This is a genomic window from Desulfobaccales bacterium (assembly GCA_041648175.1).
Taxonomy (GTDB): Bacteria; Desulfobacterota; Desulfobaccia; order Desulfobaccales; family 0-14-0-80-60-11; genus 0-14-0-80-60-11.
Map to the genome: position 1 here is coordinate 362,442 of JBAZPO010000001.1, position 25,564 is coordinate 388,005.

The window sequence follows — 25,564 nt, forward strand, 5'->3', positions numbered from 1 at the left end:
AGATGCCAAAATTAACCTCCACCTTATCCTACCACTTCATCGGCGTCGGCGGCATCGGCATGAGCGGCCTGGCGGAGCTGTTGGTGCGCCAGGGGCATCGCGTGAGCGGCTCGGATTTGGCCACTAACGCCATCACCCAGCGTCTTGAGCCCCTGGGGGTGCGCGTTTATCAGGGCCACCGGGCCGAAAACCTGGGAGACGCGACCGTCGTGGTCCACTCCACCGCGGTGAAAGAGGACAACCCTGAGCTGGCCGCGGCCCGGGCTCGTGGGCTTAACGTGCTCCGGCGGGGGGAAATGTTAGCCGCGCTGATGCAAAATCATTATCAGGTGGCCGTCACCGGGGCCCACGGCAAGACCTCCACCACCGCCATGACCGCCGCGATCCTGCGGGCCGGGAACCTCGATCCCACCGTGGTGGTGGGAGCCTTGTGGGACTGTTTGGGCTCCAACGCCATCCTGGGCCGGGGCGAGTACTTCGTGGCCGAGGCCGACGAAAGCGACAGCTCCTTCACCTACTTATCCCCCCAGATCAGCATTATCACCAATCTGGACCGGGAACATCTGGATCACTACCGGGACCTGGCCCACATCCAGGAAACCTTTGCCGGTTATATCTCGCGTCTGCCGGCCGGCGCCCGGGTGGTGGCCTGGGCCGATGACCCGCACCTGGCCCCCATCCTCGCAGGCTGCCCCCACGAGCTCATTACCTATAGTCTGACGCAGGACACGGCCGATTTTTACGCCACCGATCTGTCGCCCCAGGGATTGGGCTACCGCTTCCGCCTCTGGCACCAGGGGCGGCCCCTGGGAAGCCTAAGCTTGCCCCTGGCAGGGTCCCATTACGTCCTCAACGCCATGGCCGCCTGCGCGGTGGGACACCTGTTGGGGTTGGACTTCCCGGCCTGGCAGCAGGGTCTCAGACACTTGGGCCAGATTCACCGCCGCTGCCAGGTCAAAGGCGAAGCCCAAGGCATCCTTGTGGTTGATGATTACGGTCACCATCCCACGGAGATTCGCTCCACCCTGACCGGTCTGGCCCAGGCCTTTCCCGAACGGCGGCTGGTGGTGGCCTTCCAACCCCACCGCTACAGCCGTACCCAGGCCTTGTTGCCGGAATTTTTTCCCGTCTTCCAACAGGCTGAGATGGTGTTCATCACCGAAATCTACGGCGCCGGAGAAAAGCGCCTTAACGGCATCTCCGGCCGCTCCGTCTTTGAAGGCATTTGCCGCACCGGTCACCCCGGGGTCCATTTTATTGAAGATAACGCTGAAAAGGCCGATTATATCTTCCAACACCTCAGCGCCGGGGATATGGTCCTGACGCTGGGGGCCGGGGATATTTGGAAGACCGGCGAAGAGCTGCTGGCCCGCTTGCAAAACCAGGCGGCAGGCTTGAAGATGGGTCTCACATGAAGAAAAGCACCGTGCGGCAAACTTCTCGTCTCGTCCCCCAGCGCCCGGTGCGCAAAAAGAGCTTATTGCCCCGGGGGCGTTCCCAAAACAGTTATCGTCGTAACCGGGTCAAGGGGCAGTCCCGCCGCACCTGGCTCAAAGGGATAGCCTTCGTCTTGGCGTTTTTGACCCTGGCAGGTCTCTCGGTGGGTTTGCTGGTGGGCTACCATCAACTCTTGACCTGCTCCTGGTTTTGCATTAAAGATATCAACCAGATCGAGATTGAGGGCGCCAAGCGCTTAAGCCGCGGCGTGGTAGTGCAACAGGCTAGATTGGCGCCGGGCGCCAGTCTCTTAGCCGTTCGTCCGGGCCAGATGGAGCGCTCCTTGACGGCCCATCCCTGGATCGCCAAGGCGGAGGTCTCCCGGAAATGGCCCCACAACCTCCGAATCTTGATTCAGGAACGGGACCCGGTGGCCCTGGTCCAGATTGGCGAAGAATTACTCTATGTGGATCACCAGGGGACTCTCTTTAAACCCCTGTCTCCCGGAGATCCCCATAATTTTCCCGTCATTACGGGCTTGGGGCCGGAGCAGTTTCAGCATCCGGAGGGAGCCCAACCCGAGGTGGTTACTCAGGCCTTTCAGTTATTGGAAGTCCTGAAAAAAAACCCGCCTCCCCTCAGTCTGGAGAATATCTCCGAGGTGCACGTGGACCTGGAAAGGGGATTCACCCTCTACGCCAACGGTTTGGGCGCGCCCTTGGACCTCGGCCTTATCGATCATGCGGAAAAATTGCAAAAGTTTGCTCAGTTGTGGCCCGTTTTAGTGCAAAAAGGGTTATTGGCCAGGGTTGGGCATATCAACCTCAACTATCCCCGCCGGGCGCTGGTCACCTTGAAGGGGATGGAAGACAACCAAAATTAATAGGATAGAAAAGTGCCTCAAGACTTGATCGTCGGTTTGGACATCGGCACCACCAAGATTTGCGCTGTGGTGGGGGAAGTGCGGGACCAACAGTTGGATATCGTGGGGCTGGGGTCGGCGCCTACTGCAGGCGGCCTGCGCAAGGGGGTGGTGGTAAATATTGAAAATACCGTAAGGGCCATCCGCCGCGCCGTTGAAGAAGCCGAGACCATGGCCGGTTGCGAAATCCGCTCGGTTTATGCCGGGGTCGGCGGCGGCCAAACTAAGGTCATCAATAGCCAGGGCATCATAGCCATCAAGGATCGCGAAGTGACGCCCGCAGACATGGACCGGGTCATCGAGACCGCCCGCACCGTGGCTATTCCTTCGGATCGGGAGGTCATCCATACCCTGGTCCAGGACTTTTTGATAGACGGCCAAGACGGCATCAAAGACCCGGTGGGTATTCACGGCGTGCGCCTGGAATGCAAGGTCCACATCGTCACCGGGGCCGTGACTTCCCTCAATAATATTATCAAGTGCGCCAACCGGGCCGGCCTGGAAGTGAACGGCATCGCCCTCCAAAGCCTCGCCGCAGGAGAGGCGGTCCTCACCGACGAGGAGAAGGAACTGGGAGTAGCCCTCGTCGATTTCGGCGGCGGCACCACGGACCTGGCCATCTTTGTAGAAAACGCCCTCCGGCACAACTTTGTCCTCCCCGTGGGGGGCAACAATCTGACCAATGACATTGCCGTGGGATTGCCCACCTCCCTGAACCATGCCGAAGAATTGAAGAAACATTACGGCGCCTGCCTCAATGCCTTGACGGACCCGGATGAACTCATCGAGGTGGCGGGCCTCACCGGCCGGGAAACTCAATCCATGCCCCGCAGCCGTCTGGCAGAGATCATCCATATGCGCGTGGCGGAAATTTTGAATCTCTTAAGCAAAGAAATCCAGCGCGCCCGCTTTTCCAATCCCCTGCACTCCGGCGCGGTGCTGGTGGGGGGCACGGCCCTGGTGGATGGCCTGGCGGAGTTGGCCAGCGAAGCCTTTAACATGCACACTCGCATCGGGTATCCCATGGGGGTCAGCGGCCTGATTGACGTCATCCATGACCCGTCCTACGCCACCGGCGTGGGCTTAGTCCTCTACGGTTTCCGGGGCCAGCAGAAGGCCCAGCGTATCCCTGACCGCTGGTCCGGCGGCGGCCGCGGTTATAAGCGCTCATCAGGCGGCGGTTTCATGGATAAGATTAAAAAATGGTTTCGCGAGGTGGTATGAAGATGCGAAACGTGCTATGATGATTCTCGAGGGGGTACCACATGAAAATCCAATTAGTCCCCAACGAATTATCGGCTAAAATCAAGGTGTTAGGTGTTGGCGGCGCCGGTGGCAACGCCATCAATGATATGATTTCCTCCCAGATGGTGGGAGTGGATTTTATCGCCGCCAATACGGACGCCCAGGCCCTGGAACGGAGTCTGGCTCCGGTTAAAATCCAGTTGGGTTCCAATGTGACCCGGGGGTTGGGGGCCGGCGGTGATCCCGAGGTGGGCAAGAACGCCGCCCTGGAGGAAGCCGAGCACCTTAAGCAGGTGCTCCAGGGAGCCGACATGGTCTTCATTGCCGCGGGCATGGGCGGCGGCACCGGGACCGGCGGCGCCCCTGTTGTGGCCGAACTCAGCCGGGACCTGGGGGCCTTGACTGTGGCTGTAGTGAGCAAGCCCTTCGAATTCGAAGGCAAGATGAAGCGGCGCCTCGCCGATAACGGCATCGATGAGCTGCGCAAGGTGGTGGACACCATCATCACCATCCCCAACGACCGCCTCTTTTCCTTAAGCTCCAAGAATTCCCGGATCAAGGACGTCTTTGGCATGGCCAATGAAGTCCTGGGCTTCGCCGTGCGGGGCATTTCCGACCTCATCATGGTACCCGGGTTTATCAACGTGGATTTTGCCGACGTGCGCACGGTTATGAAAGAACGGGGCATGGCCCTCATGGGCACCGGTATCGCCAACGGCGGCAACCGGGCCTCCGACGCCGCCCACAAGGCCATCTCCAGTCCCCTCCTGGAAGACATCTCCATCCGTGGCGCCCGGGGCATACTCATCAACATCACCTCCGCCCCCGACATTTCCATGGATGAATTGAAAGAGATTTGCGGCATCGTCCAGGAAGAGGCCCACGAAGAGGCCATCATCAAATGGGGCCTGGTCTGGGACGAGAGCCTGGTGGAGGAAATTCGGGTCACGGTCATCGCCACCGGCATCGGGAAAAGGGCTGAAGCCGAGCGGGTCGCCTGGTCGGCCGGGTCAGGCCAGCCGGAAGACCTGGAAATCCCCACAATTTTGCGGACTCCCGAGCAACCCTCCAACCGGCCTCAGGACCCGCGTCAACCTAACGCCAAGAAAACCCTGGGCGTGGTGGCCGCCAAGAAATTCATCGTCCACCCCGATCTCCAGTACGAGGAAAATGAACTGGACACCCCGCCGTTCCTGCGCAAGGCGGATTAGAGACGGTTTTCGGTGTAGGGTGCGCCCTGCGCACCAAAAATATTCACAAGGCACGTAGGGGCGTGATTAATCACGCCCCGCCCTTTTTCCAGGGGTGCTTTCAACCCTCATTCCCAAGCTCCAGCTTGGGAATGCCACTTTTGGTCCAAGCTCAGCTTGGGCACCACCCGTGGCGGGTTTTATACCCGCCCCTACGGTCACGCTTCTCATGTCCGCCAAGATCAAAGCCCGCTTAAAGCAACTCCTCTCCCAAGAAAAGGGCGCGGTGGTCCGCGAATGGGGCGCCCGCTTTCCGATCGCCCTGGTCTACCCCCAGGTCTATCCCGTGGCCATGGGGAACCTGGGCTTCCAGGCTATTTACCACCTCCTCAACGCCCACCCCGGGTTCACGTGCGAACGGGCCTTTCTACCCACCTCGGAGGAGTTCGAGGAGTACCGCCGCAGCCGCACCCCCATCCTCACCCTGGAGTCCCAGCGGCCCCTCAAAGATTTCGCGGTAGTGGCCTTCTCCGTCTCCTTTGAGGCCGATTATCCTTACATTCTCCAGCTTCTGGCCGGGGCCGGTATCCCCTTGAACGCTGCAGATCGAGGCCCCGAAGACCCTCTGGTCCTGGCCGGCGGGGTGGCCACCTTTCTCAACCCCGAACCCTTATCTCCCTTTGTGGACGCCTTCTTTCTGGGGGAAGGGGAAGCCGGCGCCGTGCCCTTCTTCGAGTTTCTGGCCGCGGCAACCCCGGCCCTTAACCGGGCCGCCATGCTTAAGGACCTGGCCTGCACCGTTCCCGGCGCCTATGTACCCTCCGGCTACACCCCCCGCTACCACGCCGACGGCACCCTGGCGGCCGTTGAGGCCTTGCCCGGCTTCCCGGACCGGGTGGTGGCTCCCCACCTGCCGGAGTTGGCCCCCTACCCCACCCACAGCCATCTCCTGGCCCCTCAGAGCGAGTGGGGCGAGATGTTCCTGGTGGAGACCGGCCGGGGCTGTTCCCGGGGCTGCCGCTTCTGCGCGGCCGGCTATGTCTATCGCCCGCCCCGGGAGCGCCCCTTAGAAGAATTGTGGACCCAGGTGTCTCAAGCCGTCCTGGACCGTCGCAAGATTGGCCTGGTGGGTGCCGCAGTGAGCGACCACCCCGCCATCAAGGACCTCTGCCGGAAGATTCTGGACGCGGGAGGCACCATGGGCATCAGTTCGCTCCGGGCCGACTCCACCGACGCCGAGCTCTTTGCCCTCCTGGCCCGGGGAGGGGTGCGCAGCGTCGCCCTGGCCCCAGAGGCCGCAAGCCCCCGCTTGCGCCGGGTTATCAACAAGGGCCTCACCGCAGATGACCTGGACCGGGCCGTGGTGGCCTTAAGCGAGTCCGGCATCCCCCAACTTCGTCTTTACTTCATGCTGGGCCTGCCCACCGAGACCACAGACGATGTAGCTGAAATCCCCCGCCTGGTGAAACATCTGGAACACGTGGTCACCAAAGCCAGCCAGGGCAAGAAACGCCTGGGCCTCATTACCTTGAGCCTGTCGTCCTTCGTGCCCAAAGCCTTCACCCCCTTTCAGTGGGTGCCGTTCATGGAGGTAGCGGAGCTTAAAAAGCGCCTGAAGCTGGTAGCCCGCGAGTTCCACGGCGTGAAAGCGGTTCGGGTGCACACGGACCTGCCCAAGTGGGCCTACGTTCAGGCCCTGCTGGCCCGGGGGGACCGCCGGGTAGCCGATATCCTCCTGGCGGCGCACGAGCAGGGCTGGAATAAGGCCTTCCGCACCAGCCCCATCAATCCGGACTTCTTCACCCTGCGGGAACGCAATCAAGATGAACTCTTCCCCTGGGACTTCATTGACCACGGCCTGAAGAAGGACTACCTTTGGGAAGAATACCAGCGGGCCCTGCAAGGCAAAGAAACGCCGCCGTGCCGCCCCGCGGTCTGCAGCCGCTGCGGCGTCTGCACCGGAACAGGCGGGGAAGAGAATCGTGGGGAAGGAGGCTAAGGGCAGTCACCCTTAGCCTCTCTAGTAAGGAGTAGGGTCAGAATCGCCATGAAATTTTTACACTGGAAAATTCAACTGGCCCTGGCCCTTATCGGCGCCTCGGCGGCAATCTATCTCCTCAACTTCCTGATCTTTCAGGACGCGGGCTACATGTTCCGGTTGGCTCTGGCCCAGTTGGGGTTTCTGCCCATTTCGGTGTTATTGGTCACCATCATCTTGAACCAACTCCTGGCCCAACGGGCCAAGGCGGCCAAGCTGGACAAACTCAACATGGTCATCGGGGCCTTCTTCAGCGAAGTGGGCCACGACCTTTTGAAAACCCTGTCAGCTTACGATCTTCATCTCCCAACTTTTCAGCAACAAGTAGCTCACATCAGCCACTGGACTGAACCGGATTTTGCCGGGTTCAGTCAGAGCCTGGACCAGGACGATTTTCGCATTCAGTTTCAGGCAGGCGATTTGGGGGACTTGCGGGATTTTCTGGTCAAGAAGCGGGACTTTCTGCTGCGACTCCTGGAAAACCCCAACCTGCTGGAGCACGACTCCTTCTCCAGCCTGCTCTTGGCGGTCTTCCACCTGACGGAGGAACTGACCCAACGGAACGACCTGCATCGCCTGGCCAAACCTGACCGGGAGCACCTGGCGAACGACGTCCAACGGGGCTACGTCTCGCTCATCCGGGAATGGCTGGCCTATATGGCCCACCTCCAGATCCACTACCCCTATCTTTATTCTCTGGCCCTGCGCACCAACCCCTTCGACCCCTTCGCCACCCCCGAAATTACCTGACCGGAATGACCAGGTTCGGGACCGCAGTCCTCAAACCGGCAAACTCCACGGATTATTTTTGGGACCTTTTCTCTGAAGGTATACAAAATCTTCTGCGCCCCAGTCTTGGCGCATCTTTTTAGGAGAGTGCCTCTGATATAAAAAATTTTTAAGGTACTCAGTAAACCTACCGATAAGCTAGATGTTGCTACCGACAAAGGCAAACTCCACCGAAAGGGGAGGACGCAAAGTCTACGACCTAAAGCCTTATGGCCAAGGTAGCGGGATTGCCGAAGAGCAGATGCTTCCCCAAAGTATCTCTCCTACCTTTCTGGGTAGCCTCAATCGGTTTCAACACTGAGATGCACACCAAAAACAGGAGGGAACAAGAAATGTTGGATCAAACCAAGAAGTTCCTCAAGGATGAGGAAGGCGCCGCGGCCATCGAGTATGCTCTGTTGGTTGGCCTGATCGCGGTGGCCATTGTGGCGGCGGTGACCGCCCTGGGCACGAAGGTTGCCTCAACCTTCAGCTCAATTACGACCAGTTTGGGTACGTAAACGCTTCGCGGTTTCCAAGGATAGGGGACGTTGCCTTAAAGCGACGGCCCCTTTTCTTATTTCTTGGAACGATGTCTGCCCTGGCTTTTCCGCCATTCTTCCCGTCTGATATGAAATCTCTTCGGAGTACTAAAGAAGCGAGGGCCAGAAGGACTCTCCCCTGGGTTCCGTTTTGGGGATACTCGGGAAAAATCGAGCTATCGACGATCCCCGAGACTTTTCGTCAGGGACCAGGGAATTCTTTGGGAGCTGTTGTTGGGGCAAGCACAAGTGTAACGCTCTACGGGATTACACTACCTTGGCCCCTAAAACCCGCTGCATCTGTTTTAAGGCAAAGGCATGGGCCTCGGGGTCCGAGTCCGCTACCCCTAAGCGATATACCACCCCGGGTATTTCCCGGTCAAAGAGTTCCTTGATGGTCTCCATGACGCAGATGGAAGTCATCACCCCCACTACGTGCACCTCTTCCACACCTTCCTGCTTGAGAATATCGTCCAGATTGGTGTGGGAAAAGGCGCTGTACCGCGTCTTTTCCACTTGGAAGTCGCCAGGGGCAGGGGTCAATTCCGGGACGATCCGGGACCCCCAACTACCTTTGACCGCATGAGACGGGAAGTATTTAAATTCTCGGTCATTTTTGGCGTGAGCGTCGCAGACAAAAATCACCAGCCAGCCTCGACTCCGGAATTCGTCGATTTTTTGAGATATAAAAGGGATGATCTCCCGCGCTTGGGGCCCCAGATAGAGCGACCCCTGGGGGTCCAGGAAATCATTGAGCATGTCCGCTACGATCAACGCCGCCTTGCCCATGTCCGCCTCGTTGCCGCCTCTCCTCTAAGGAAATGAGGAAGTAGCAGTTATAGCACAACATAAGACCTCATCGGAGATCAGGCAAGGCTAAACTCCCTGGGGATGCAGGTTTGTAGGAAGGGGCCCGGCCCCTGGCCCCAAAAAACTTTCTCCAAGATCCTGCATAACTAGGGTAATATTTGCGTCAGCGGCCTAGCCGGAAAGTCCCGGCCCCGGCGGACTTCTGGCCTCAATGAGGTCCTCCCTCGATGTTTCGGACGCCCGAGTCATCCGGCCGGTGCTGAGGCCCAGCCAGCAGCGATCTTGGACACCCAGCCTTTGAAACACCGTTTTAAGTAAACAAACAAATCTTGCAGTCTTTGGCGTACCTGATGAAGTCCTCGGCCGTCCACACAACGGAACCTTCAATCAGTTCATTTTCATCCAATTCCATCATGTCGATGGTCATCTTGCAGACAATCAACTCCACTCCCTCCAGTTGAGCCATCTCCATCAGTTCCGGCAGAGAGGGAATCTTGGCCTTGTCGATCTTTCTCTTCATCATGCCGGTAGCGATTTTCGACATGCCCGGCACCGCGCCCATCACTCCGGGGGGGATGAACCTGGCCTTTTCGATACCCCCTTTACGGGCCAGGTTGATGCCCATAAAAGTGTAAAACACCTTTGCCTCCATGCCTTGCCGGGCGGCATTGATTCCCAAAATGAGTGACGGATAGGCGCCATCCAAGGTATCCTTTGAGCAGATAAAGGCGGCTTTTTCTTTTGTGGCAGTCATGATTATTCTCCTTAATGTTTTTGCAGAAATTGTTTTTGGTCTATCAGTCGACCCAGACTTTAAAGACCGGGCCGCACCGTGTTGCTCTCGGTTAAAAACTAATCAGGCGGAAGGCTAAACTCTTGCCTTTACTCCATCCTGCAAAAAAGCTCCCGGGTAATGGCTGTAAGTTGCAGCAGTCGTGGATCCCGCAGGCGGTAAAAGACCTGCTGCGCCACCCGGCGGGACTCCAGGATTTCTTTGTCCCTCAGCAAACTAAGGTGCTGCGACACGCTGGATTGACTGATGCCCACGGCCTTTTCCAACTCCTGCACCGACAGCTCCCCTTCTCCCAGGAGATGGATGATCATCAGGCGGATGGGGTGTGCCAGCACCTTGAGACACCGCGCCGCTCTTTCCAAGCGTTCTCTCATATATTCGTTATTCATAATATTCATATATAATAATAAATATGAATTAGTCAAGAAATTCTCTGCACTCAGAAAATTTTTTCCCCTGGACCTTTGCCCATGGATATAATGATGATTAGAAAAGTGGGTATCAACAACCGCCTTGCCAAGGTGAGCGGGATTCAGCAGGAGGGTAGCCATGTCCAAGACAGTCTTGTGGCTCATCATCGTCTTCACCATCTTATTCATTATTGGGGTCAACAGCGGTGAAGTGGCCTACCTGATGAATCTGGGAAACACTATCTGACTAGCATGTATCGGGGTGGGATGATGACCAAGGTCACCGGTCCAGGCCCCGCTGGCATTGGGTGCCAATGCCTGAATGCTGTTTCGCTATAGCTGCTCGATATCTTATTAGGGATTCTTGCCAGCGGGAGGTTGTCTATGCCGAAGCAGTTCTTATTGCTCATCATTTTCTTTACCGTTCTATTTATTATAGGAGTTAACACCGGCGATCTCACCTATCTGCTGAACCTGGGCGCCACCATCTGCCTGTCCTGCATCGGAGTCGGCTGATGCCCCGCCTCCGCTGGTTGATCCAAACCCTGGTGGCGTTCGGGACCAACGCCTATCTCCTTTTCCCCTTCGGAGGCTCGGTTATCTATCAAGGGCCCTTGAAGGCGGTGTGCCATCCCGGCCTCAACTGTTACTCCTGTCCAGGCGCCCTCTTGTCGTGTCCGGTGGGGGCCTTCCAGAATTTCATGGCCAGCCTGCGCTTCAGTACGGGTGGCTTTCCCCAAATGGGCGTCATCGTGGTGGGGTACCTAGGTTTTATTGGCAGCGTGGTAGGCCGGTTAACCTGCGGCTGGATCTGTCCGTTCGGTTTCATCCAGGACCTGCTCCACAAGATCCCCACCCGGAAATTTTCCCTATGGAAACCCCTACGCTGGGGGAAGTACGCAGTATTGGGGTTGACGGTGGTGGCCATGCCGATCTTCCTGGTGGATAGCTCCGGGTTGGGTCACCCCTGGTTCTGCAAGCTCATCTGTCCCGCCGGCACCCTGGAGGGGGCTATGCCCCTGCTCCTGTTGAAGCCCAGCCTGTGGAGCACCGTGGGCTGGGCCTTCTGGAACAAGCTCACCATCCTTATCCTGATCCTCATCGGCGCCATTCTCATCAGCCGGCTCTTCTGCCGGGTGATCTGCCCCCTGGGCGCCTTTTACGGCCTGTTCAGCCGGATCAGTCTGGTGCAACTGGAGTTCGTCGAAGGCAATTGTGTGGAGTGCGGCGCCTGCTCCCGCAAGTGTCCCACCGGGTTGGTGCCCAACAAAGAAATTGACAGCCCTGAGTGCATCATGTGCCTTAAGTGCGTGGACTCCTGCCACTTCCGGGCCCTGGATTTCGGCATTCGGCGTCCGCCGGGAAAACCGGTTAAAGTCAAGCGCGCCGCCTCTCCTTTATAAGCTGAAGAAAAAATGCTTGACACCTTCCGGATTTTATTCATAATTAATTAAGTAATTTCACCGGGATAGCCGGAGGAGATCAAGCATGGCCCTCACCAAGGAAAAATTGATCAGCCGCTTACAGACGCAGGTAGGTTTAAGCAAGCAAGAATCACGTTCCGTGGTGGAACGGGTCCTGGACATTATGAAGGAATCCCTGGCCGTGGGAGAGGATCTGCTCATCAGCGGCTTTGGGAAATTTTCGGTGCGGCAAAAGAATGCCCGCCGGGGCCGCAACCCTCAAACCAAGGAAAATCTCATCCTCCGCGCCCGCAAAGTCGTGGTGTTTAAAACCTCCGGGGTGCTGCGCAATCGCATCAACGGGGACTGATTCACCTTAAGAAACTCGCCGCATCGCTAAAGGCCTAGGGCTCGGCAATGATTCCCCGTCGCCCTACGCCATTCCAGCCGTTCAGGCACGCATCATAACGCCCCCGTTGACCGGGTAACCCGGTCAAGGAAGGCCACGCTGATGAAACCCGGGTTGCAAAGTTTATGTGACTTTAAATGCAGCCGCCGGAACTTCATCCAGGCCGGCGCGGGGGCCTTGGCGCTCCTGTCACTGCCCGCCTGGCCGGCCCCGGCCCGCGCCCAGGCCATGCAATACGGCTTCATAAGCCCGCAGCCCGCCGCCTTTTATCGTCGCCTGGACAAAGGCCTGGTGCAGTGCCAACTTTGTCCCCGAAATTGCGAAGTCCTGCCCGGCGACCGGGGCGAGTGCGGCGTCCGGGAAAACCGGGAGGGCACTTATTATAGCCTGGTGTACGGCAACCCCTGCGCCGTCCACCTGGACCCCATCGAAAAAAAACCTTTCTTCCATGTCTTCCCTGGCAGCCAGTCATTTTCCATCGCCACCGCGGGCTGCAACCTGCATTGCAAGTTCTGCCAGAATTGGGAAATTTCCCAGACCCGGCCGGACAAGACCTACAATTTCGATCTACCCCCGGAAAAAGTGGTGGCGGAAGCTAAGGAGAACCGTTGCCTCTCCATCGCCCACACCTACGTGGAGCCCATCATCTTCTATGAATATATGCGGGATGTGGGCCGTCTGGCCAAATCCGCAGGAATTCTCAATACCTGCCATTCCGCGGGCTATATCAATCCCGAACCCCTGGAAGAACTGGCGCCGCTGTTGGACGCGGCCTGCATCGATCTCAAGGCCTTTGACGGCAAGTTTTACCGCGATCTGGTGGACGCGGAACTGGAACCGGTGCTGAATACCCTGAAAATCCTGCGCCGCCATAAAGTCCACGTGGAGATCGTCAACCTGGTCATCCCGCAGTTCAACGATCAGCCGGAAACCATCAGCCGCATGTGTAACTGGATTAATGCTGAGCTGGGGCCGCTGACGCCGGTGCATTTCTCCCGGTTTTATCCCCTGTACAAGATGCTCAACCATCATCCCACCCCGGTGAGCAGCCTGGAGCGAGCCCGGAACCTGGCCCAAAAGGCCGGCTTGCAGTATGTCTATATCGGCAACCTGCCGGGCCATGAGGCCGAAAATACTTACTGCCACAATTGCCACAAACCGCTTATCGCCCGCCGGGGCTACCAGATCGGCGAGATGCACCTCAAGGACGGCAAGTGCGCTTACTGCGGCACGGTTATTCCGGGCATTTGGGGAAAAGCTTAGTTTCCTGTTTCTGATAGATAATCCAGAACAACAAAAGGAATGCAAATGTACAAATCCTTTGTTCTTATCAAGAATTTGAGATCAAATTCTAACGAACTCAATTTTTCTGAGTTTAGATTGACTAAGATTCAGCAGTATGCAGGCCATGATGATCTAAAAAAAGCTCAAAAGCTATTCTCAAAAGGGGTTCCCCTTTATGGTGATTGGGTCTATGAAAGAAGCTATCCTGATATAGTACTAGATGATTTGACGGATATAATTCCAAATGATGTTGAAGATACCCTTTTGCTATTAAGATTATTTAAAGTAGGTGATTTAGTATTTACAAACCATTGCATAACAGAACAAGATGAACCTATGTTCCGTCAATTGCCATATAGAGTTATGGCAGATATTCGTCCATTCCAAAAGTATGAGCTGGAAAATGAGGAATGCTCTGAATTTGATAAATTTTCATCTGAAATGATGTCTCAAAATAATTGGGATTCCGCTTGGTTTCAAACAGCCCGTCGCTTCTTCCTATATGGAAGTAGTAAGTATTTCAATTCAATCAAGAATGAGGTAGATCGCATTGTCGATTACATGATAGTTATGGAGTCTATCTTGGTCACTGAGAATAATTTTGTTGGAAGACGTTTAAGAGAAAGAGCAGCTTCATTACTTAAGAACCCTGATATATATGACAATGGTATAAAGAGTCTTTTAAGGGATTTCTATAAAGTCAGGTCGAAAATAGTCCATGGCGACGATATTTCCTCTTTCAAGGATAGCATTCGAGATAAGCAAATTATTAATAAGTTCGAGTCCATTGTAAGAGAAATAATTAAGGAAGCTATTAAGTCGGTTCCTGAGGGTGAAGAGAATAGAAAGGTGTTTCTAAAGCGGCTTTTTGATGTATGTGATGGGGATAGAGCTACAAAAGTTTATCAGGACTTCTGCGCTATCAAAGATGCAACTGAGAAAAACAGGTGCTTTGATTCAATCTCAAAACACCTTTGATAATCAGTTCTTTTTTACCGAAAACCGAAAACTGAAAACCATGTCTTTCCGCTGTGGCATCAACGGCCTGCCTAGCACCGGCAAAACCACCATCTCCAATGCCCTGGAAGGGGAACTGCAGGAATTTTCCCCGGAGGAACGCCAGGAATTTCTAGCCGAATTAGGTCTTACAGAAACCGGCATTGCCCGCCTCGTCCGGGAGTCCTCCCGCCTGTTGGGGCTCGTAACCTTCTATACCATCGTCGGCCCCGAGGTACGGGCCTGGCACATGCCTGTCGAGACGCGGCTCCCCGGGCCGCCGGCCAGGTCCATTCCGACATGGAAAAAGGCTTCATCCGCGCCGAAGTTATGCGGTTCGCCGACCTTGACCGGCTGGGCTCTACTGCTAGGGTCAAGGAGGCCGGACTGCTGAAAGTGCAAGGCCGGGATTACCTCGTGGCCGACGGCGACATCCTCCTGTTTCGCTTCCAGCGTTGAGCGCCAGTCCGCGGCATTTGCTTTTTATGCAACTTTGTGATAAAAATAATGCGGAAAGGAGGTGGAAAAGAATGTTCCAAATTGGCCAGTTGGCCGTTTACCCGGCCCACGGAGTCGGCAGGATCGAATCCGTCCAAGAACGCGCCGTCTCGGGAAATGATCAGGAAAAATTCTACATCATGCGCCTCCTTGACAGTGACATGATCATCATGATACCTACCGGCAATGCCCGGAACATCGGACTTCGAAATATAATTGATCTTCAGGCGGTCACCGAAATTCATGAAATCCTGCGTCACCGCCCCTCTCGCGTAAACAATCAGACCTGGAACCGCCGGTACCGGGACTACATGGATAAAATCAAGACCGGCTCCCCTTTCCGGGTGGCGGAAGTTTTGCGCGATCTGACCCTTCTCAAAACCGAAAAGGATCTCTCCTTTGGCGAGCGCAAGATGTTGGATACTGCCAAGAACCTCCTGGTTAAAGAACTTTCATTGGTAAACAACTCAAACGAAGACGATATTGAAGCAGAACTCCTGGCGTTATTGGAAGCCGGCGAATAATTACCTTTTCCCAGCAGTACATTAGATTAGACCGCAATTTCCGGAAGTTCATCATGTTTTCCACGGCAAGGAGTGCCGGGACATGAATTCTAAAGCGACGTCGACCGCGACCCCCCTACGATCCGGCGTCGGGGGTTCATCGTCCCCCCTTGAATTATTCCTATGAAAGGAGGTGATATCTCCGTGCTACAGAAGATGGTCACCGGGGCTATCCTGGGGGCTATTTGTGCGGTCAGCGGATACCTGATCGCCTCACAAATCCCACAATTGGATTATTTATGGTGGGCCGGTTACGCCGGCGCCGCGGCGGGTCTGGCCATAGCCGCACTCACCTTAGGGCTTGAGCAGGTCATCAAGCGCATCCCTTTAAAAACCATTATCGGCAGCACCCTGGGCCTGTTAATCGGCCTGGGCATAGGCAAGCTGGCCAGTTACCCCTTCGACAAATACCTGGAACTTCCTAACCTGCAAATTCCTTTATACATCTTTTTTTCTGCAATCTTTGGTTATATCGGCTTGGTGTTAGGGGGTAAGAAAATGTCTGAGGTCAGCACCCCTTACTTTCTCGACCCTGCCAGCAAAACCCCGCGTCATGCTTTGAAGATTCTGGATACCAGCGTCATCATCGACGGCCGTATTGCCGACATCGCCGAAACCGGCTTCGTGGACGGCACTTTCATTGTGCCGAAATTTGTCCTGGAGGAGTTGCAGTACGTGGCCGATTCCTCCGACGACCTGCGTCGTACCCGGGGCCGCCGGGGATTGGACATTTTGAAACGGCTCCAACAACAAAACCCTCTCCGGGTGGAGTTTATCGAAGACGATATCCCCAAGGCCGCCGGGGTGGACTCCAAGCTGGTGGGCCTGGCCTTGAAACTGCGGGCCAAAATCATGACCAATGACTTCAATCTCCACAAGGTGGCCGAACTCCAGGGAATTGAAGTTCTGAATATCAACCAGTTGGCCAATGCCATGAAACCCGCGGTCCTGCCCGGCGAAACCCTGCACGTCCAGATTCTCCGGGAGGGAAAATCCCAGGGCCAGGGGATTGCCTATCTCGATGACGGCACCATGGTGGTAATCGAAAATGCCCGGCGCTATATTGGCCGGGAGGTAGAGGTAGCCGTCACCAGCGTCTTGCAGACCACCGCGGGACGTATGATCTTTAGCGAAATCAAAAACGGCGGCGCCGCCATCCGGAAAGTGTAAGTTCTCTTCGAAGGGAGGGCTGGGGGGATTTTTTATAGGGGATACCCCCTCCCTCCCCTCAAAGTTTTCTACCCAACCCCCTGTATGGGATTATTCAGTAACATAGGGCGGGCCGTGCCCGCCGTTTCGCTCATGTTCAATTCATGGAATCTTCTGAAACCCTGGCCTTCACCGTGACCGCTCCAGAGGCCGGCACTCGCCTGGACCAGTTCCTGGCGCTGCAATTAGGCTGGTCCCGGGCCCGGCTACAAAAGCTCCTCAAATCCGGCCTGGTTTTGGTCAACAATCGACCCCGCCCAGCCTCTTACCGGGTGCGAACTGATGACGGCGTCGTGGTGACGGTGCCGAAGCCTTCACCCAGCCACCTGGCCCCCGAAGCCCTGCCCCTGACGATTCTCTTTGAGGATCAAGATATCCTGGTGGTGAATAAACCCCCGGGGCTGGTGGTCCACCCCGGCGCCGGCCACCGGGACGGCACCCTGCTCAATGCCCTGGTGCACCACTGTCCCGACCTTAAAGACATCGGCGAAGTAAGCCGCCCCGGCCTGGTGCACCGCCTGGACAAAGACACCAGCGGCCTCCTCGTGGTGGCCAAAACCGCGCTGGCCCACGCGGCCTTGGTGGCCCAGTTCCAGGTGCACGCCATCACCAAGATATACCAGGCCCTGGTCTGGGGGCGCCTGCCGGAAGCGGAAGGCCGCATCGAAAAAGAGGTGGGCCGCCATCCCACGGCGCGTCAGAAGATGAGCGTCCACGCCCGCCGGGGCAAACCCGCGATCACCTTCTGGAAGGTCATCAAGGAATTTCCCGGCCCCCTGACCCTGGTGCAGCTTTCGCCTCAGACCGGCCGCACCCATCAACTGCGGGTCCACCTGGCCTCCGAGGGCCACCCGGTCCTGGGCGACGCCACCTACGGCGGTGGCGTCAGCCGCCTGGCGGGCCACCCGGCCCTTACGGGGCTCAAAGGTCTGGTGCACCGCCAGCTCCTCCACGCCTGGCGCTTAGGCATCACCCACCCCCGCACCGGGGAGCCCCTCACCTGGGAAGCGCCCCTACCGGAGGATTTTCAGGCGGTGCTGGACAAGTTGGAAGACTTGCATTAATTTAGGAACAGGACTCATAAATGAGGAGTAATCCATGGAACCCGCAATAGACGAGCTGATGACAAAAATTAAAGTCATTGCCCAGGGGCCAAACGCCAAACTACTGTGCAAATTGGTAGATGTTCTCTATGAACAAGCAGAGCGGCGGGAAAAGTATGACGAAGAGCCTTTCTCACCGGAAGATCTGATAGCCATACAAGAAGGAGAAGATGCCTTCAAACGAGGTGAATTTATCAGTCTGGAAGATTATGAAAAGGAACGCGGTTTGTGAGCTACCACGTTCAATTATCACTGCCTGCGAAAAAACAATTAGACAGATTGGATCAGGTGACTGCAAGGCGTTTGGACGATCGCCTTAAAGAATTAACCTTAGACCCTTATTCGACCAGAATCTCAAAGGCAGTAAAAATGGAGGCGGGACAACGCACTTCTAGGGTCGGGGATTGGCGCATTATTTATCGAGTTAATGAAATAAACCTGGAGATTATCGTTATTGCCTTTCTTCCTCGGGGAAAAGCCTATCGGTAGGCTGCCCTGGGCTCAAAACTTCAAATTCCTGGTCCAATGTCACTCCTGAAAACCTGACCTGGGCTTCACCCACCCCCGCACCGGCGAGCCGCTCACCTGGGAAGCGCGCCGCTCCCGGAGGATTTTCAGGCAGCATTCGAATTTTTGGAGGAACTTGGTTAAGGCTAATATGCTAAAAATCGCCATCACCGGAGGGGCCGGGTCCGGCAAAAGCACCGTGGCCCGGATGTTTAAAGAACTCGGGGCCGAGGTCTTGGATGCCGATGCCGTGGCCCGGGATGCGGTGGCGGTGGGCACCCCGGCCTGGCAGGAGCTGCGCCGCCTCTATAGCGAAGATTTCTTTCATCAAAATGGCTCGCTGAACCGATCTAAATTAGCAGACCTGGTCTTTTCCGACCCGGAGGCCCGGCGCCATCTCAATGCTCTCATCCACCCTTTAGTGGCCCAAAAATTGCAAAGCCAAGTGGTAGACCTGGAACATCGTGGCGTGGACCTGGTGATGGTGGAGGTGCCGCTGCTGTTTGAAACCGGCCGGGAGCGATTCTTCGACCTGGTCATCGTGGTCGCAGCTTCTCAAGTCGATCAAATCCGGCGCCTTGAGACCCGGGACCACCGGGGGCAAGAAGAGATTCAGGGAATTTTGCAGGCCCAGTGGCCTCTTCAAGACAAAGTGGCCCGGGCGGACTACGTGGTGGATAATGGCGGGGACCAGAGTTATACCTGGGAGCAAGTAAAAAACATCTGGGAGGAACTACAAAAAATCCGCTTGACAGGGGGAACTAAAAAGGTTAGCGTCCATAATAACCTTCCCTAGAAGAAATCTACTGGCCTTATAAGTAAAAATTAAGGAAAAACCCCGTACATCCCCTTGGCGTTAGTGGGAACCTGTCTGCCCTTCTATCCCTCATTGCGGCCTTGAGCCGCAGGTAGTAGCCGTCCAGACGCGGGTCACACGACATATTATTCGAGCGATAATTAAACTTATAGATATCCATAACTGAACAACACCTGGTGTCGGATGCGTGGATATGCGTGAACAAGAGGTAATAATGAATTTATCTGATTTGAAACACAAGAAAATCAATGACTTAGCTTCGCTCGCCCGAGACCTCAGCGTGGAAGGCGCAGCCGGGATGCGCAAACAAGAGCTGATCTTCGCAATCCTCCAGGCCCAGGTGGAGAAAAACGGAGTCATCTCCGGCGGCGGAGTTTTAGAAATCCTGCCGGACGGCTTCGGGTTCCTCCGGGCCCAAGATTATAATTATCTCCCAGGCCCCGACGACATCTATGTCTCGCCCTCCCAAATCCGCCGCTTTAATCTGCGCACCGGGGACACCATCGCCGGACAGATTCGCCCCCCCAAAGAAGGGGAGCGTTACTTCGCCCTCCTCAAGGTTGAAACGGTCAACTTCGAAGACCCTTCCGTAGCCCGGGACAAGATTCTCTTTGACAACTTAACGCCCCTGTATCCCGACCAGCGTTTAAAACTTGAAACAGCCCCGGACAACTTCTCCGCCCGAATCATGGACCTGATGACCCCGGTGGGCATGGGCCAGCGTGGTCTCATCGTCGCCGCCCCCCGCACCGGCAAAACCATGCTGCTCCAGAATCTGGCCAACAGCATCGCCACGAATCACCCCGAGGTCGTGCTCATCGTGCTGCTCATTGACGAGCGGCCCGAAGAAGTGACGGACATGCAGCGCAGCGTCAAGGCTGAAGTGGTCAGTTCCACCTTTGATGAGCCACCCCAGCGCCACATCCAGGTGGCCGAGATGGTCCTGGAAAAGGCCAAGCGCCTGGTGGAACACAAGCGTGACGTGGTTATTTTGCTCGATTCAATCACCCGCCTGGCTCGGGCCTACAATACCGTGGTGCCGGCCAGTGGCAAGATCCTTTCCGGCGGCCTTGATGCCAACGCCCTCCAGCGCCCCAAGCGTTTTTTCGGCGCCGCCCGCAACATCGAAGAAGGCGGCAGCCTGACCATCATCGCCACTGCCCTCATCGAGACCGGCAGCCGCATGGACGAAGTCATTTTCGAGGAATTCAAGGGCACCGGCAACATGGAGATTCACCTGGACCGCAAGCTCACCGAGAAGCGAGTCTTCCCGTCCATCGACATCAATCGCTCCGGCACCCGGAAGGAAGAACTGCTGCTGGCCCCGGTGGACCTCAACCGCATCTGGATCTTACGGAAGCTGCTGTCACCGTTAAGTCCGGTGGACAGCATGGAATTCTTGCTGGAAAAGCTGCGGGGGACCAAGAACAACGCCGAATTTCTGGGGGCTATGAACCGCTAACCATATAGCATTTGCCAAAAGTTTTTTCCTCTAATTCTCCTCTCCCCTTGTGGGAGAGGGTAGGGTGAGGGGTTAATAAGAAAAAACTTTTGGCAATGAGTATAATCTCTCACAACAGCAAAGAAAAAGGGCGCATCTCGGTGCGCCCTTTGGTTTTTGGCTGGCGTCAAAAACTACCTCAAGCACTCCTTTTGAGTCCCTCTTTTTCTACCCAGTGAGGTAATGCCGCTTTCGTGGCTTCACAATAAAGAGTCTCAGGAGCAATGTCTATTTCGTTATCCCAGGTTATTACTCCAAGTTCATGATTTATCACAAATTTCTTGAAATTTTCCAGGTCTGCCAATTTGCGAAAAATTCCACCCTTTCCGATATAACCGGCAAAATCAACAATCCCGGTTTTCCCATTGGCAAAACATAGTTTTATTCTATAATCTCCAACATATTCGGCGGAGACAACATCATAATATTTGTTACTCATTAATTGAGTATTCCAACCGAAAACTGAAAACCGAAAACGGTATTACACCCAGGTATTCTCCTTCTTGTTCCAGTTTTTCTTAATTTCTTCCTTATCTTTTTTGGTGGCCCCGAAAGCCGACTCGCACACCGACTCCCATTTATGGGGATCGGAGCGGAAGTCCTTCTTATACGGACTGTTGGCCGAATCTTTAACAAATATGGTGGGCATGCTGATGAGACGCTCCACCTCGCCGCCGCAGATCTCACAAACGGACAGCGGCGGATCGCTCATTTTCTGTTCTGCTTCAAATATATGACCGTGTTCCTTGCACTTATACTCATAGGTAGGCATGTGGCACTCCTTTCAGGTCTTGCCTAAATGCTTGACAGATATACCCGGTGACGCTAATTATAGATAACTATCGCTTATTTATTAACAGATTTTTCGCCCCAGGCCAAGCACTGATTACCGTGGCTCGCCCCGGAAGCAGCCCATGCCGATGGCGGCGGCTCTCCGACCATTATCTTCTCATGATCTTTTAAAGAGGCTTCTATGAAAATTCCCGCCCTCCAATCCGTTACCGTCGAAATCCTGGTGGACAACTTTTTCGATGTCTTTGAGCCTTCCCGCCCGGGCATCGTCGAGCGGGTGGTCCCCGGCCGTCTTAAAAAACCCCTGGTAGCCGCCCACGGACTGGCTTATCTCGTCACTCTGAATCACCAGGGCAAAACGAGCCGTATCCTCATGGATGCCGCCAACGCTCCCCTGCCCCTGTTCAACAACCTGGAAGCCCTGGAACACGATATCAACGACATCGACGCGGTAGTCCTGAGCCATGGGCACCCCGATCACTACGGCGGACTCCTCGAATTCCTGGCCAAACGCAAAGGCTCCGACATCCCGGTTTATCTCCATAACGATGTCTTCCTGCCCAAGGTCCTGGTGACCCCCCGGGGCCGCATCGGTCCGTGGGCCCTGGATTTAGGACAGGTGCTGGCCGCAGGTGTTGAACTCCATGAAAATCAGGGGCCTGAGCTGGTCCTCGGGCAAGCCCTGCTTACCGGCACGGTGGAGACCACCACAACCTATGAAAAACCGCTGCCCAGCTTCCGGCGCAAGGTGGGCGATAAAGATGAGCAGGACCTCTTCCCCGACGAGCAGGCCCTGGTGGCTGTGGTTGAAGGCCGGGGTCTGGTGGTCATCGGCGGCTGCAGCCACCCCGGCATCGTCAACATGGTGAAATACGCCCAGAAACTCACGGGCATCCAGACGGTCTCCCTGGTCTTGGGGGGCTTCCACCTCACCCCCCATGGCGATACCGTGATTCAACAGACCATCGATGGACTGAAAGAACTTAAGCCGGAACTGATCATGGCCGGCCACTGTACCGGCTTCCGGGCCCTTACCAAACTCGCGGTCGCCTTCCCCGATAACTTCATGGTCAGCTGCGTCGGCACCAAGGTCATGGTGGTAGGAGGATAGCTGTCTTGGGGAGGGGGCAGGGATGTGAATCCCTGCCCCTCCCCCCAAGAGGATGATCCATGGAAAACCTGACTCCTGGCGAAGAAACCATGATCGCGGCCCTGGCCCGCCAGATCAAAGACGGCGATTGGGCCGCCTGTGGGACGCTCTCGCCTATGCCCGCCGCGGCCCTGTGGCTGGCGAAGCTCACCCATGCCCCCCGGTCTGAGGTCTTTGTGGCTGGGAGCGTTGACTGGCCCTTTGAAGGCGAATGGCGGGAGTTCTTTGATGTAGCCCAGGACGGCCGGCTTAACGTCTTTTTCTTAAGCGGGGCCCAGATCGACGGGCAGGGCAACATCAATTTAATGGCCATAGGCGAATACGAAAAGCCAAAGGTAAGGCTCCCAGGTGGGGCCGGGTCCGCTATCCTGGCCCACGTGGTGGAGCGGGTGGTGCTGTTCAAAGCCGACCATTCTGCCCGGGGCTTGGTTTCCCGGGTGGATATCCTTACCGCTCCGGGCTATACCCCGGAGTTGAGCCCCTGGCAGCGACCTGGCCGTGCCACCTGCCTCATCACCCCCAAGTGCGTTTTTGATCTGTTGCCACCAGCCCTGCCAAAGCTTAAAAGCCTGCACTCCGGCGTTACTTTCGCGGAGGTGCAGGAGCTTACAGCCTTTGCGTTTCAGGTGCCGGACCAAATTCCGGCCACGCCGCACCTGGACCCCGAAACCCGCCGCTTGCTTTATGGTCCCGTCAAAGATAAGCTGGCCCAGGCCTACCCTCAATTTGCGGCCCGGCTGACTTAGGACTCTAGGGTGGCGTCCCAGGTTTATCTTACAAAAGTTTTAAGTCCTCTGACTCCCTCCCCCTTGATGGGGGAGGGCTGGGGTGGGGGTGAAATTGTTGGGAATCACGGTAAATTATCCCCCTCCCCCCAACCCCCTCCCACGAGGGGAGGGGGAGTTATAAGGACCAATATATTGTCCGGTATTTCTCAGACACAACTCAAGTTTCGCACCAAGTAACGGCGAAATAATATTAATATTGTATTCAAGAAAGTAGGAGAGTTAAACTTCTGCCAAGACTACTATGTTAAATATTCTTAAAACCCATTTTGGCTTTGATCAATTTCGTCCTTTGCAGGAAGAGATTATTAAGTGCGTGATTTCGCAAAGAGATGCCTTTGTGCTGATGCCTACGGGGGGAGGAAAGTCGCTGTGCTATCAATTACCGGCGCTCATCCTGCCGGGAGTGACCTTGGTTATTTCACCCCTCATCGCGCTTATGAAAGACCAGGTGGACGCCCTCAAGGCCAATGGCATTCCGGCTGAATTTATTAATAGCACCTTAACTCGCCCTGAAATTGATGAAATTCAAACCGAAGCGCGCAATGGCAAAATCAAAATCCTTTATGTGGCGCCTGAACGCTTGATTATGCCTGAATTTCAGCAGTTCTTGAAGACCATTAATGTCAGTCTGATTGCTATTGACGAATCCCATTGTATCAGCGAATGGGGGCATGATTTTCGTCCCGATTACCGCAATCTTCACCTGCTGAGAAAGATTTTCCCCAAGGTGCCGGCGATGGCGCTTACAGCCACTGCCACCAAGAAAGTGCGGGAAGATATCATTTACCAGTTGTCACTTGATAAAGCGGAAATTTTCATCTCCAGCTTCGACCGTCCCAATCTTTCCTATGCAGTGTTTCCCAAAAAAGGTTCTTACGATCAACTGATTCAAATGTTACGGGAATGCCAGAATGAATCAGCAATCATTTATTGTTTTTCCAGGAAAGAAACCGAACATCTGGCCGCGGATTTGAGGCAGGAGGGGTTTAAGACGCTGCCTTATCACGCCGGGTTAGAAAGCGAGGCGCGCAGAACTAATCAAGAGAAATTCATTCGAGACGAAGCGCAAATTATCGTCGCGACGATTGCTTTCGGGATGGGGATTGACAAGCCGGATATTCGTTTGGTTATTCACTATCACCTGCCCAAATCCATTGAAGGCTACTACCAGGAAACGGGCCGCGCCGGACGCGACGGACTGCCGAGCAAGTGCGTTCTGTTTTTCTCCTACGGCGATATAATTAAACAGCAGTATTTTATCCGGCAGATAGAAAATGAGACCGAGCGTAAGAATGCGTATCGCAAACTTGACCAGATGGTTGAATATTGTGAGCTGGCAACCTGCCGTCGTTCTCATTTACTTTCATATTTTGGCGAAGATTATCCACAAGATAAATGCAACGGCTGCGATATTTGTTTCTCACCAACAGAAGATTTTGATGCAACCATAATCAGCCAAAAAATTATGTCGGCTATTATTCGAACAGGGCAACAGTTTGGGGTAAATTATATTATCGACGTTCTGCACGGAGCCAAGACTAAAAATATCATTGAACGCGATCATCATAATTTATCAGTGTACGGTATTGTAGATGATTTTTCCAAGGAAGATTTAAGGCGCATTATCAGTCAGTTGGTTTATAAAAAGCTGATTGTCAAAGGCGGCGATGGATTTCCTATTCTTGAATTAGGCCAGAGTGGAATGGATTTTTTGAAGGAGCGGCAAGAAATCCGTTTGCCTAAACTTAAAGCTATCGCAAAATCTCTGCAACAACGTGCAGCGGTTGACACCGAATACGATATAGACCTCTTTGAGAAACTGCGTCTCTTGCGGAAAAAATTGGCGGATGAACAAGGGGTTCCACCTTTTGTCGTCTTTGGCGATCTGGCTCTGCGCCAGATGGCTTTATACCTGCCTCAAAGCGAAGAGAACTTTTCAAAAATCAGCGGCGTGGGCGAGGCCAAGCTTAAGCAATATGGGAAAATATTTACAGAGGTTATTCAGACTTACGCCAAGCAAAATAATCTCAGCGAAAAAGATGTTCCCGTGAAAAGATCGGCAAGATCGCAACGGCCAACTCGTCTGGGATCAACCTATCGGGAAACCCAAAAACTGGTTCTTAAAAAAATGTCAATCGAGAAAATAGCGACTATGAGAGGATTTTCAACCTGCACCATAGTATCTCATATTGAAAAGTTGGTCAGCAGCGGAGAAAAAATTGATATCAACTACTTAAGGCCGTCGTCCGAGAGATTCGAAAAAATAAAAGCTGCATTTCAGGGATCTGGCGGTACAGCTTTGTCGCCCGCTCTTGAAATGCTCGGCGAGCTATTTTCATATGAAGAATTAAAAATAGCCAGGCTATTCATAAAATCGTAGAAATCTAAC

28 protein-coding genes and 1 riboswitch are annotated in these 25,564 nt (G+C 55.0%); of the genes, 23 read left to right on the forward strand and 5 right to left on the reverse strand.

The features are described 5' to 3' along the window. The first annotated feature begins 2 nt into the window (after positions 1-2). The 7 genes from murC to WC600_01695 all read left to right on the forward strand — a co-directional run bounded on the left by murC (position 3) and on the right by WC600_01695 (position 8,121). Positions 3-1,415, forward strand: coding sequence for a UDP-N-acetylmuramate--L-alanine ligase (gene murC / locus WC600_01665; protein ID MFA4901430.1), 1,413 nt, complete (start codon positions 3-5; stop codon positions 1,413-1,415). Further along, complete coding sequence (locus tag WC600_01670; GenBank protein ID MFA4901431.1) at positions 1,412-2,320, forward strand: FtsQ-type POTRA domain-containing protein; 909 nt, start codon at positions 1,412-1,414, stop codon at positions 2,318-2,320. The genes murC and WC600_01670 overlap by 4 nt, the downstream gene beginning before the upstream one ends. A gap of 12 nt (positions 2,321-2,332) precedes the next feature. Continuing rightward, complete coding sequence (gene ftsA, locus WC600_01675; protein MFA4901432.1) at positions 2,333-3,583, forward strand: cell division protein FtsA; 1,251 nt, start codon at positions 2,333-2,335, stop codon at positions 3,581-3,583. A gap of 41 nt (positions 3,584-3,624) precedes the next feature. Beyond that, entirely contained in the window at positions 3,625-4,815 is a 1,191-nt protein-coding gene (gene ftsZ, locus WC600_01680) for a cell division protein FtsZ (protein MFA4901433.1), read from the forward strand. Positions 4,816-4,984: 169 nt separating this feature from the next. Next, positions 4,985-6,793 carry a radical SAM protein gene (locus WC600_01685; GenBank protein ID MFA4901434.1) on the forward strand — a complete coding sequence of 603 codons (1,809 nt, stop codon included), beginning with the start codon at positions 4,985-4,987 and terminating at the stop codon, positions 6,791-6,793. A gap of 48 nt (positions 6,794-6,841) precedes the next feature. After that, positions 6,842-7,582: a hypothetical protein gene (locus WC600_01690; protein MFA4901435.1), complete on the forward strand. Its 741-nt coding sequence runs from the start codon at positions 6,842-6,844 to the stop codon at positions 7,580-7,582. A 188-nt stretch (positions 7,583-7,770) separates the two neighbouring features. Continuing rightward, a riboswitch (cyclic di-GMP riboswitch) is annotated at positions 7,771-7,856 on the forward strand. 97 nt (positions 7,857-7,953) lie between these two features. After that, the gene (locus WC600_01695) at positions 7,954-8,121 is read left to right on the forward strand and encodes a Flp family type IVb pilin (protein MFA4901436.1); all 168 of its coding nucleotides are present in this window, start codon (positions 7,954-7,956) and stop codon (positions 8,119-8,121) included. A gap of 288 nt (positions 8,122-8,409) precedes the next feature. Here WC600_01695 and WC600_01700 read toward each other — a convergent pair whose 3' ends face one another. The 3 genes from WC600_01700 to WC600_01710 all read right to left on the reverse strand — a co-directional run bounded on the left by WC600_01700 (position 8,410) and on the right by WC600_01710 (position 10,134). After that, positions 8,410-8,931: an isochorismatase family cysteine hydrolase gene (locus tag WC600_01700; protein ID MFA4901437.1), complete on the reverse strand. Its 522-nt coding sequence runs from the start codon at positions 8,929-8,931 to the stop codon at positions 8,410-8,412. Between the two features lie 331 nt (positions 8,932-9,262). Continuing rightward, complete coding sequence (locus tag WC600_01705) at positions 9,263-9,706, reverse strand: DsrE/DsrF/DrsH-like family protein (protein ID MFA4901438.1); 444 nt, start codon at positions 9,704-9,706, stop codon at positions 9,263-9,265. Between the two features lie 128 nt (positions 9,707-9,834). Further along, a complete protein-coding gene (locus WC600_01710; protein ID MFA4901439.1) occupies positions 9,835-10,134 on the reverse strand; it encodes a metalloregulator ArsR/SmtB family transcription factor in 300 nt (99 codons plus the stop codon). A 405-nt stretch (positions 10,135-10,539) separates the two neighbouring features. Between WC600_01710 and WC600_01715 the strand changes: the two genes are divergently transcribed. The 13 genes from WC600_01715 to rho all read left to right on the forward strand — a co-directional run bounded on the left by WC600_01715 (position 10,540) and on the right by rho (position 20,406). Beyond that, complete coding sequence (locus WC600_01715; protein MFA4901440.1) at positions 10,540-10,671, forward strand: hypothetical protein; 132 nt, start codon at positions 10,540-10,542, stop codon at positions 10,669-10,671. Continuing rightward, positions 10,671-11,558, forward strand: coding sequence for a 4Fe-4S binding protein (locus WC600_01720; protein ID MFA4901441.1), 888 nt, complete (start codon positions 10,671-10,673; stop codon positions 11,556-11,558). Before WC600_01715 ends, WC600_01720 begins: the two co-directional genes overlap by 1 nt. 85 nt (positions 11,559-11,643) lie before the next feature. Beyond that, positions 11,644-11,928 carry an integration host factor subunit alpha gene (locus tag WC600_01725; GenBank protein MFA4901442.1) on the forward strand — a complete coding sequence of 95 codons (285 nt, stop codon included), beginning with the start codon at positions 11,644-11,646 and terminating at the stop codon, positions 11,926-11,928. Positions 11,929-12,069: 141 nt separating this feature from the next. After that, on the forward strand, positions 12,070-13,230 hold the full coding sequence (gene amrS / locus WC600_01730; GenBank protein ID MFA4901443.1) for an AmmeMemoRadiSam system radical SAM enzyme: 1,161 nt from the start codon (positions 12,070-12,072) through the stop codon (positions 13,228-13,230). 117 nt (positions 13,231-13,347) lie between these two features. Beyond that, positions 13,348-14,229, forward strand: a complete 882-nt coding sequence (locus WC600_01735) for a hypothetical protein (protein MFA4901444.1) — start codon at positions 13,348-13,350, stop codon at positions 14,227-14,229. A 40-nt stretch (positions 14,230-14,269) separates the two neighbouring features. Beyond that, positions 14,270-14,641 (forward strand): hypothetical protein, encoded by a 372-nt coding sequence (locus tag WC600_01740; GenBank protein ID MFA4901445.1) that lies wholly within the window; start codon positions 14,270-14,272, stop codon positions 14,639-14,641. Positions 14,642-14,777: 136 nt separating this feature from the next. Beyond that, entirely contained in the window at positions 14,778-15,269 is a 492-nt protein-coding gene (locus WC600_01745; GenBank protein ID MFA4901446.1) for a CarD family transcriptional regulator, read from the forward strand. A gap of 183 nt (positions 15,270-15,452) precedes the next feature. Further along, positions 15,453-16,478: a TRAM domain-containing protein gene (locus tag WC600_01750; protein MFA4901447.1), complete on the forward strand. Its 1,026-nt coding sequence runs from the start codon at positions 15,453-15,455 to the stop codon at positions 16,476-16,478. A 143-nt stretch (positions 16,479-16,621) separates the two neighbouring features. Beyond that, entirely contained in the window at positions 16,622-17,581 is a 960-nt protein-coding gene (locus WC600_01755) for an RluA family pseudouridine synthase (protein MFA4901448.1), read from the forward strand. A gap of 34 nt (positions 17,582-17,615) precedes the next feature. Beyond that, complete coding sequence (locus WC600_01760) at positions 17,616-17,852, forward strand: hypothetical protein (protein MFA4901449.1); 237 nt, start codon at positions 17,616-17,618, stop codon at positions 17,850-17,852. Further along, positions 17,849-18,109 carry a type II toxin-antitoxin system RelE/ParE family toxin gene (locus tag WC600_01765; GenBank protein MFA4901450.1) on the forward strand — a complete coding sequence of 87 codons (261 nt, stop codon included), beginning with the start codon at positions 17,849-17,851 and terminating at the stop codon, positions 18,107-18,109. Before WC600_01760 ends, WC600_01765 begins: the two co-directional genes overlap by 4 nt. 154 nt (positions 18,110-18,263) lie before the next feature. After that, positions 18,264-18,923 carry a dephospho-CoA kinase gene (gene coaE, locus WC600_01770; GenBank protein ID MFA4901451.1) on the forward strand — a complete coding sequence of 220 codons (660 nt, stop codon included), beginning with the start codon at positions 18,264-18,266 and terminating at the stop codon, positions 18,921-18,923. 235 nt (positions 18,924-19,158) lie between these two features. Continuing rightward, positions 19,159-20,406 carry a transcription termination factor Rho gene (gene rho, locus WC600_01775; GenBank protein ID MFA4901452.1) on the forward strand — a complete coding sequence of 416 codons (1,248 nt, stop codon included), beginning with the start codon at positions 19,159-19,161 and terminating at the stop codon, positions 20,404-20,406. Between the two features lie 178 nt (positions 20,407-20,584). Here rho and WC600_01780 read toward each other — a convergent pair whose 3' ends face one another. Further along, positions 20,585-20,884, reverse strand: coding sequence for a DUF2442 domain-containing protein (locus tag WC600_01780; GenBank protein MFA4901453.1), 300 nt, complete (start codon positions 20,882-20,884; stop codon positions 20,585-20,587). Between the two features lie 42 nt (positions 20,885-20,926). Further along, positions 20,927-21,217 (reverse strand): zinc ribbon domain-containing protein, encoded by a 291-nt coding sequence (locus WC600_01785; protein ID MFA4901454.1) that lies wholly within the window; start codon positions 21,215-21,217, stop codon positions 20,927-20,929. A gap of 201 nt (positions 21,218-21,418) precedes the next feature. Between WC600_01785 and WC600_01790 the strand changes: the two genes are divergently transcribed. From WC600_01790 to recQ, 3 genes are all read left to right on the forward strand, one after another. After that, on the forward strand, positions 21,419-22,348 hold the full coding sequence (locus WC600_01790; protein MFA4901455.1) for an MBL fold metallo-hydrolase: 930 nt from the start codon (positions 21,419-21,421) through the stop codon (positions 22,346-22,348). A gap of 59 nt (positions 22,349-22,407) precedes the next feature. Continuing rightward, positions 22,408-23,133, forward strand: a complete 726-nt coding sequence (locus WC600_01795; protein MFA4901456.1) for a CoA-transferase — start codon at positions 22,408-22,410, stop codon at positions 23,131-23,133. A 283-nt stretch (positions 23,134-23,416) separates the two neighbouring features. Beyond that, a complete protein-coding gene (gene recQ / locus WC600_01800; GenBank protein MFA4901457.1) occupies positions 23,417-25,555 on the forward strand; it encodes a DNA helicase RecQ in 2,139 nt (712 codons plus the stop codon). Positions 25,556-25,564 lie beyond the last annotated feature (9 nt).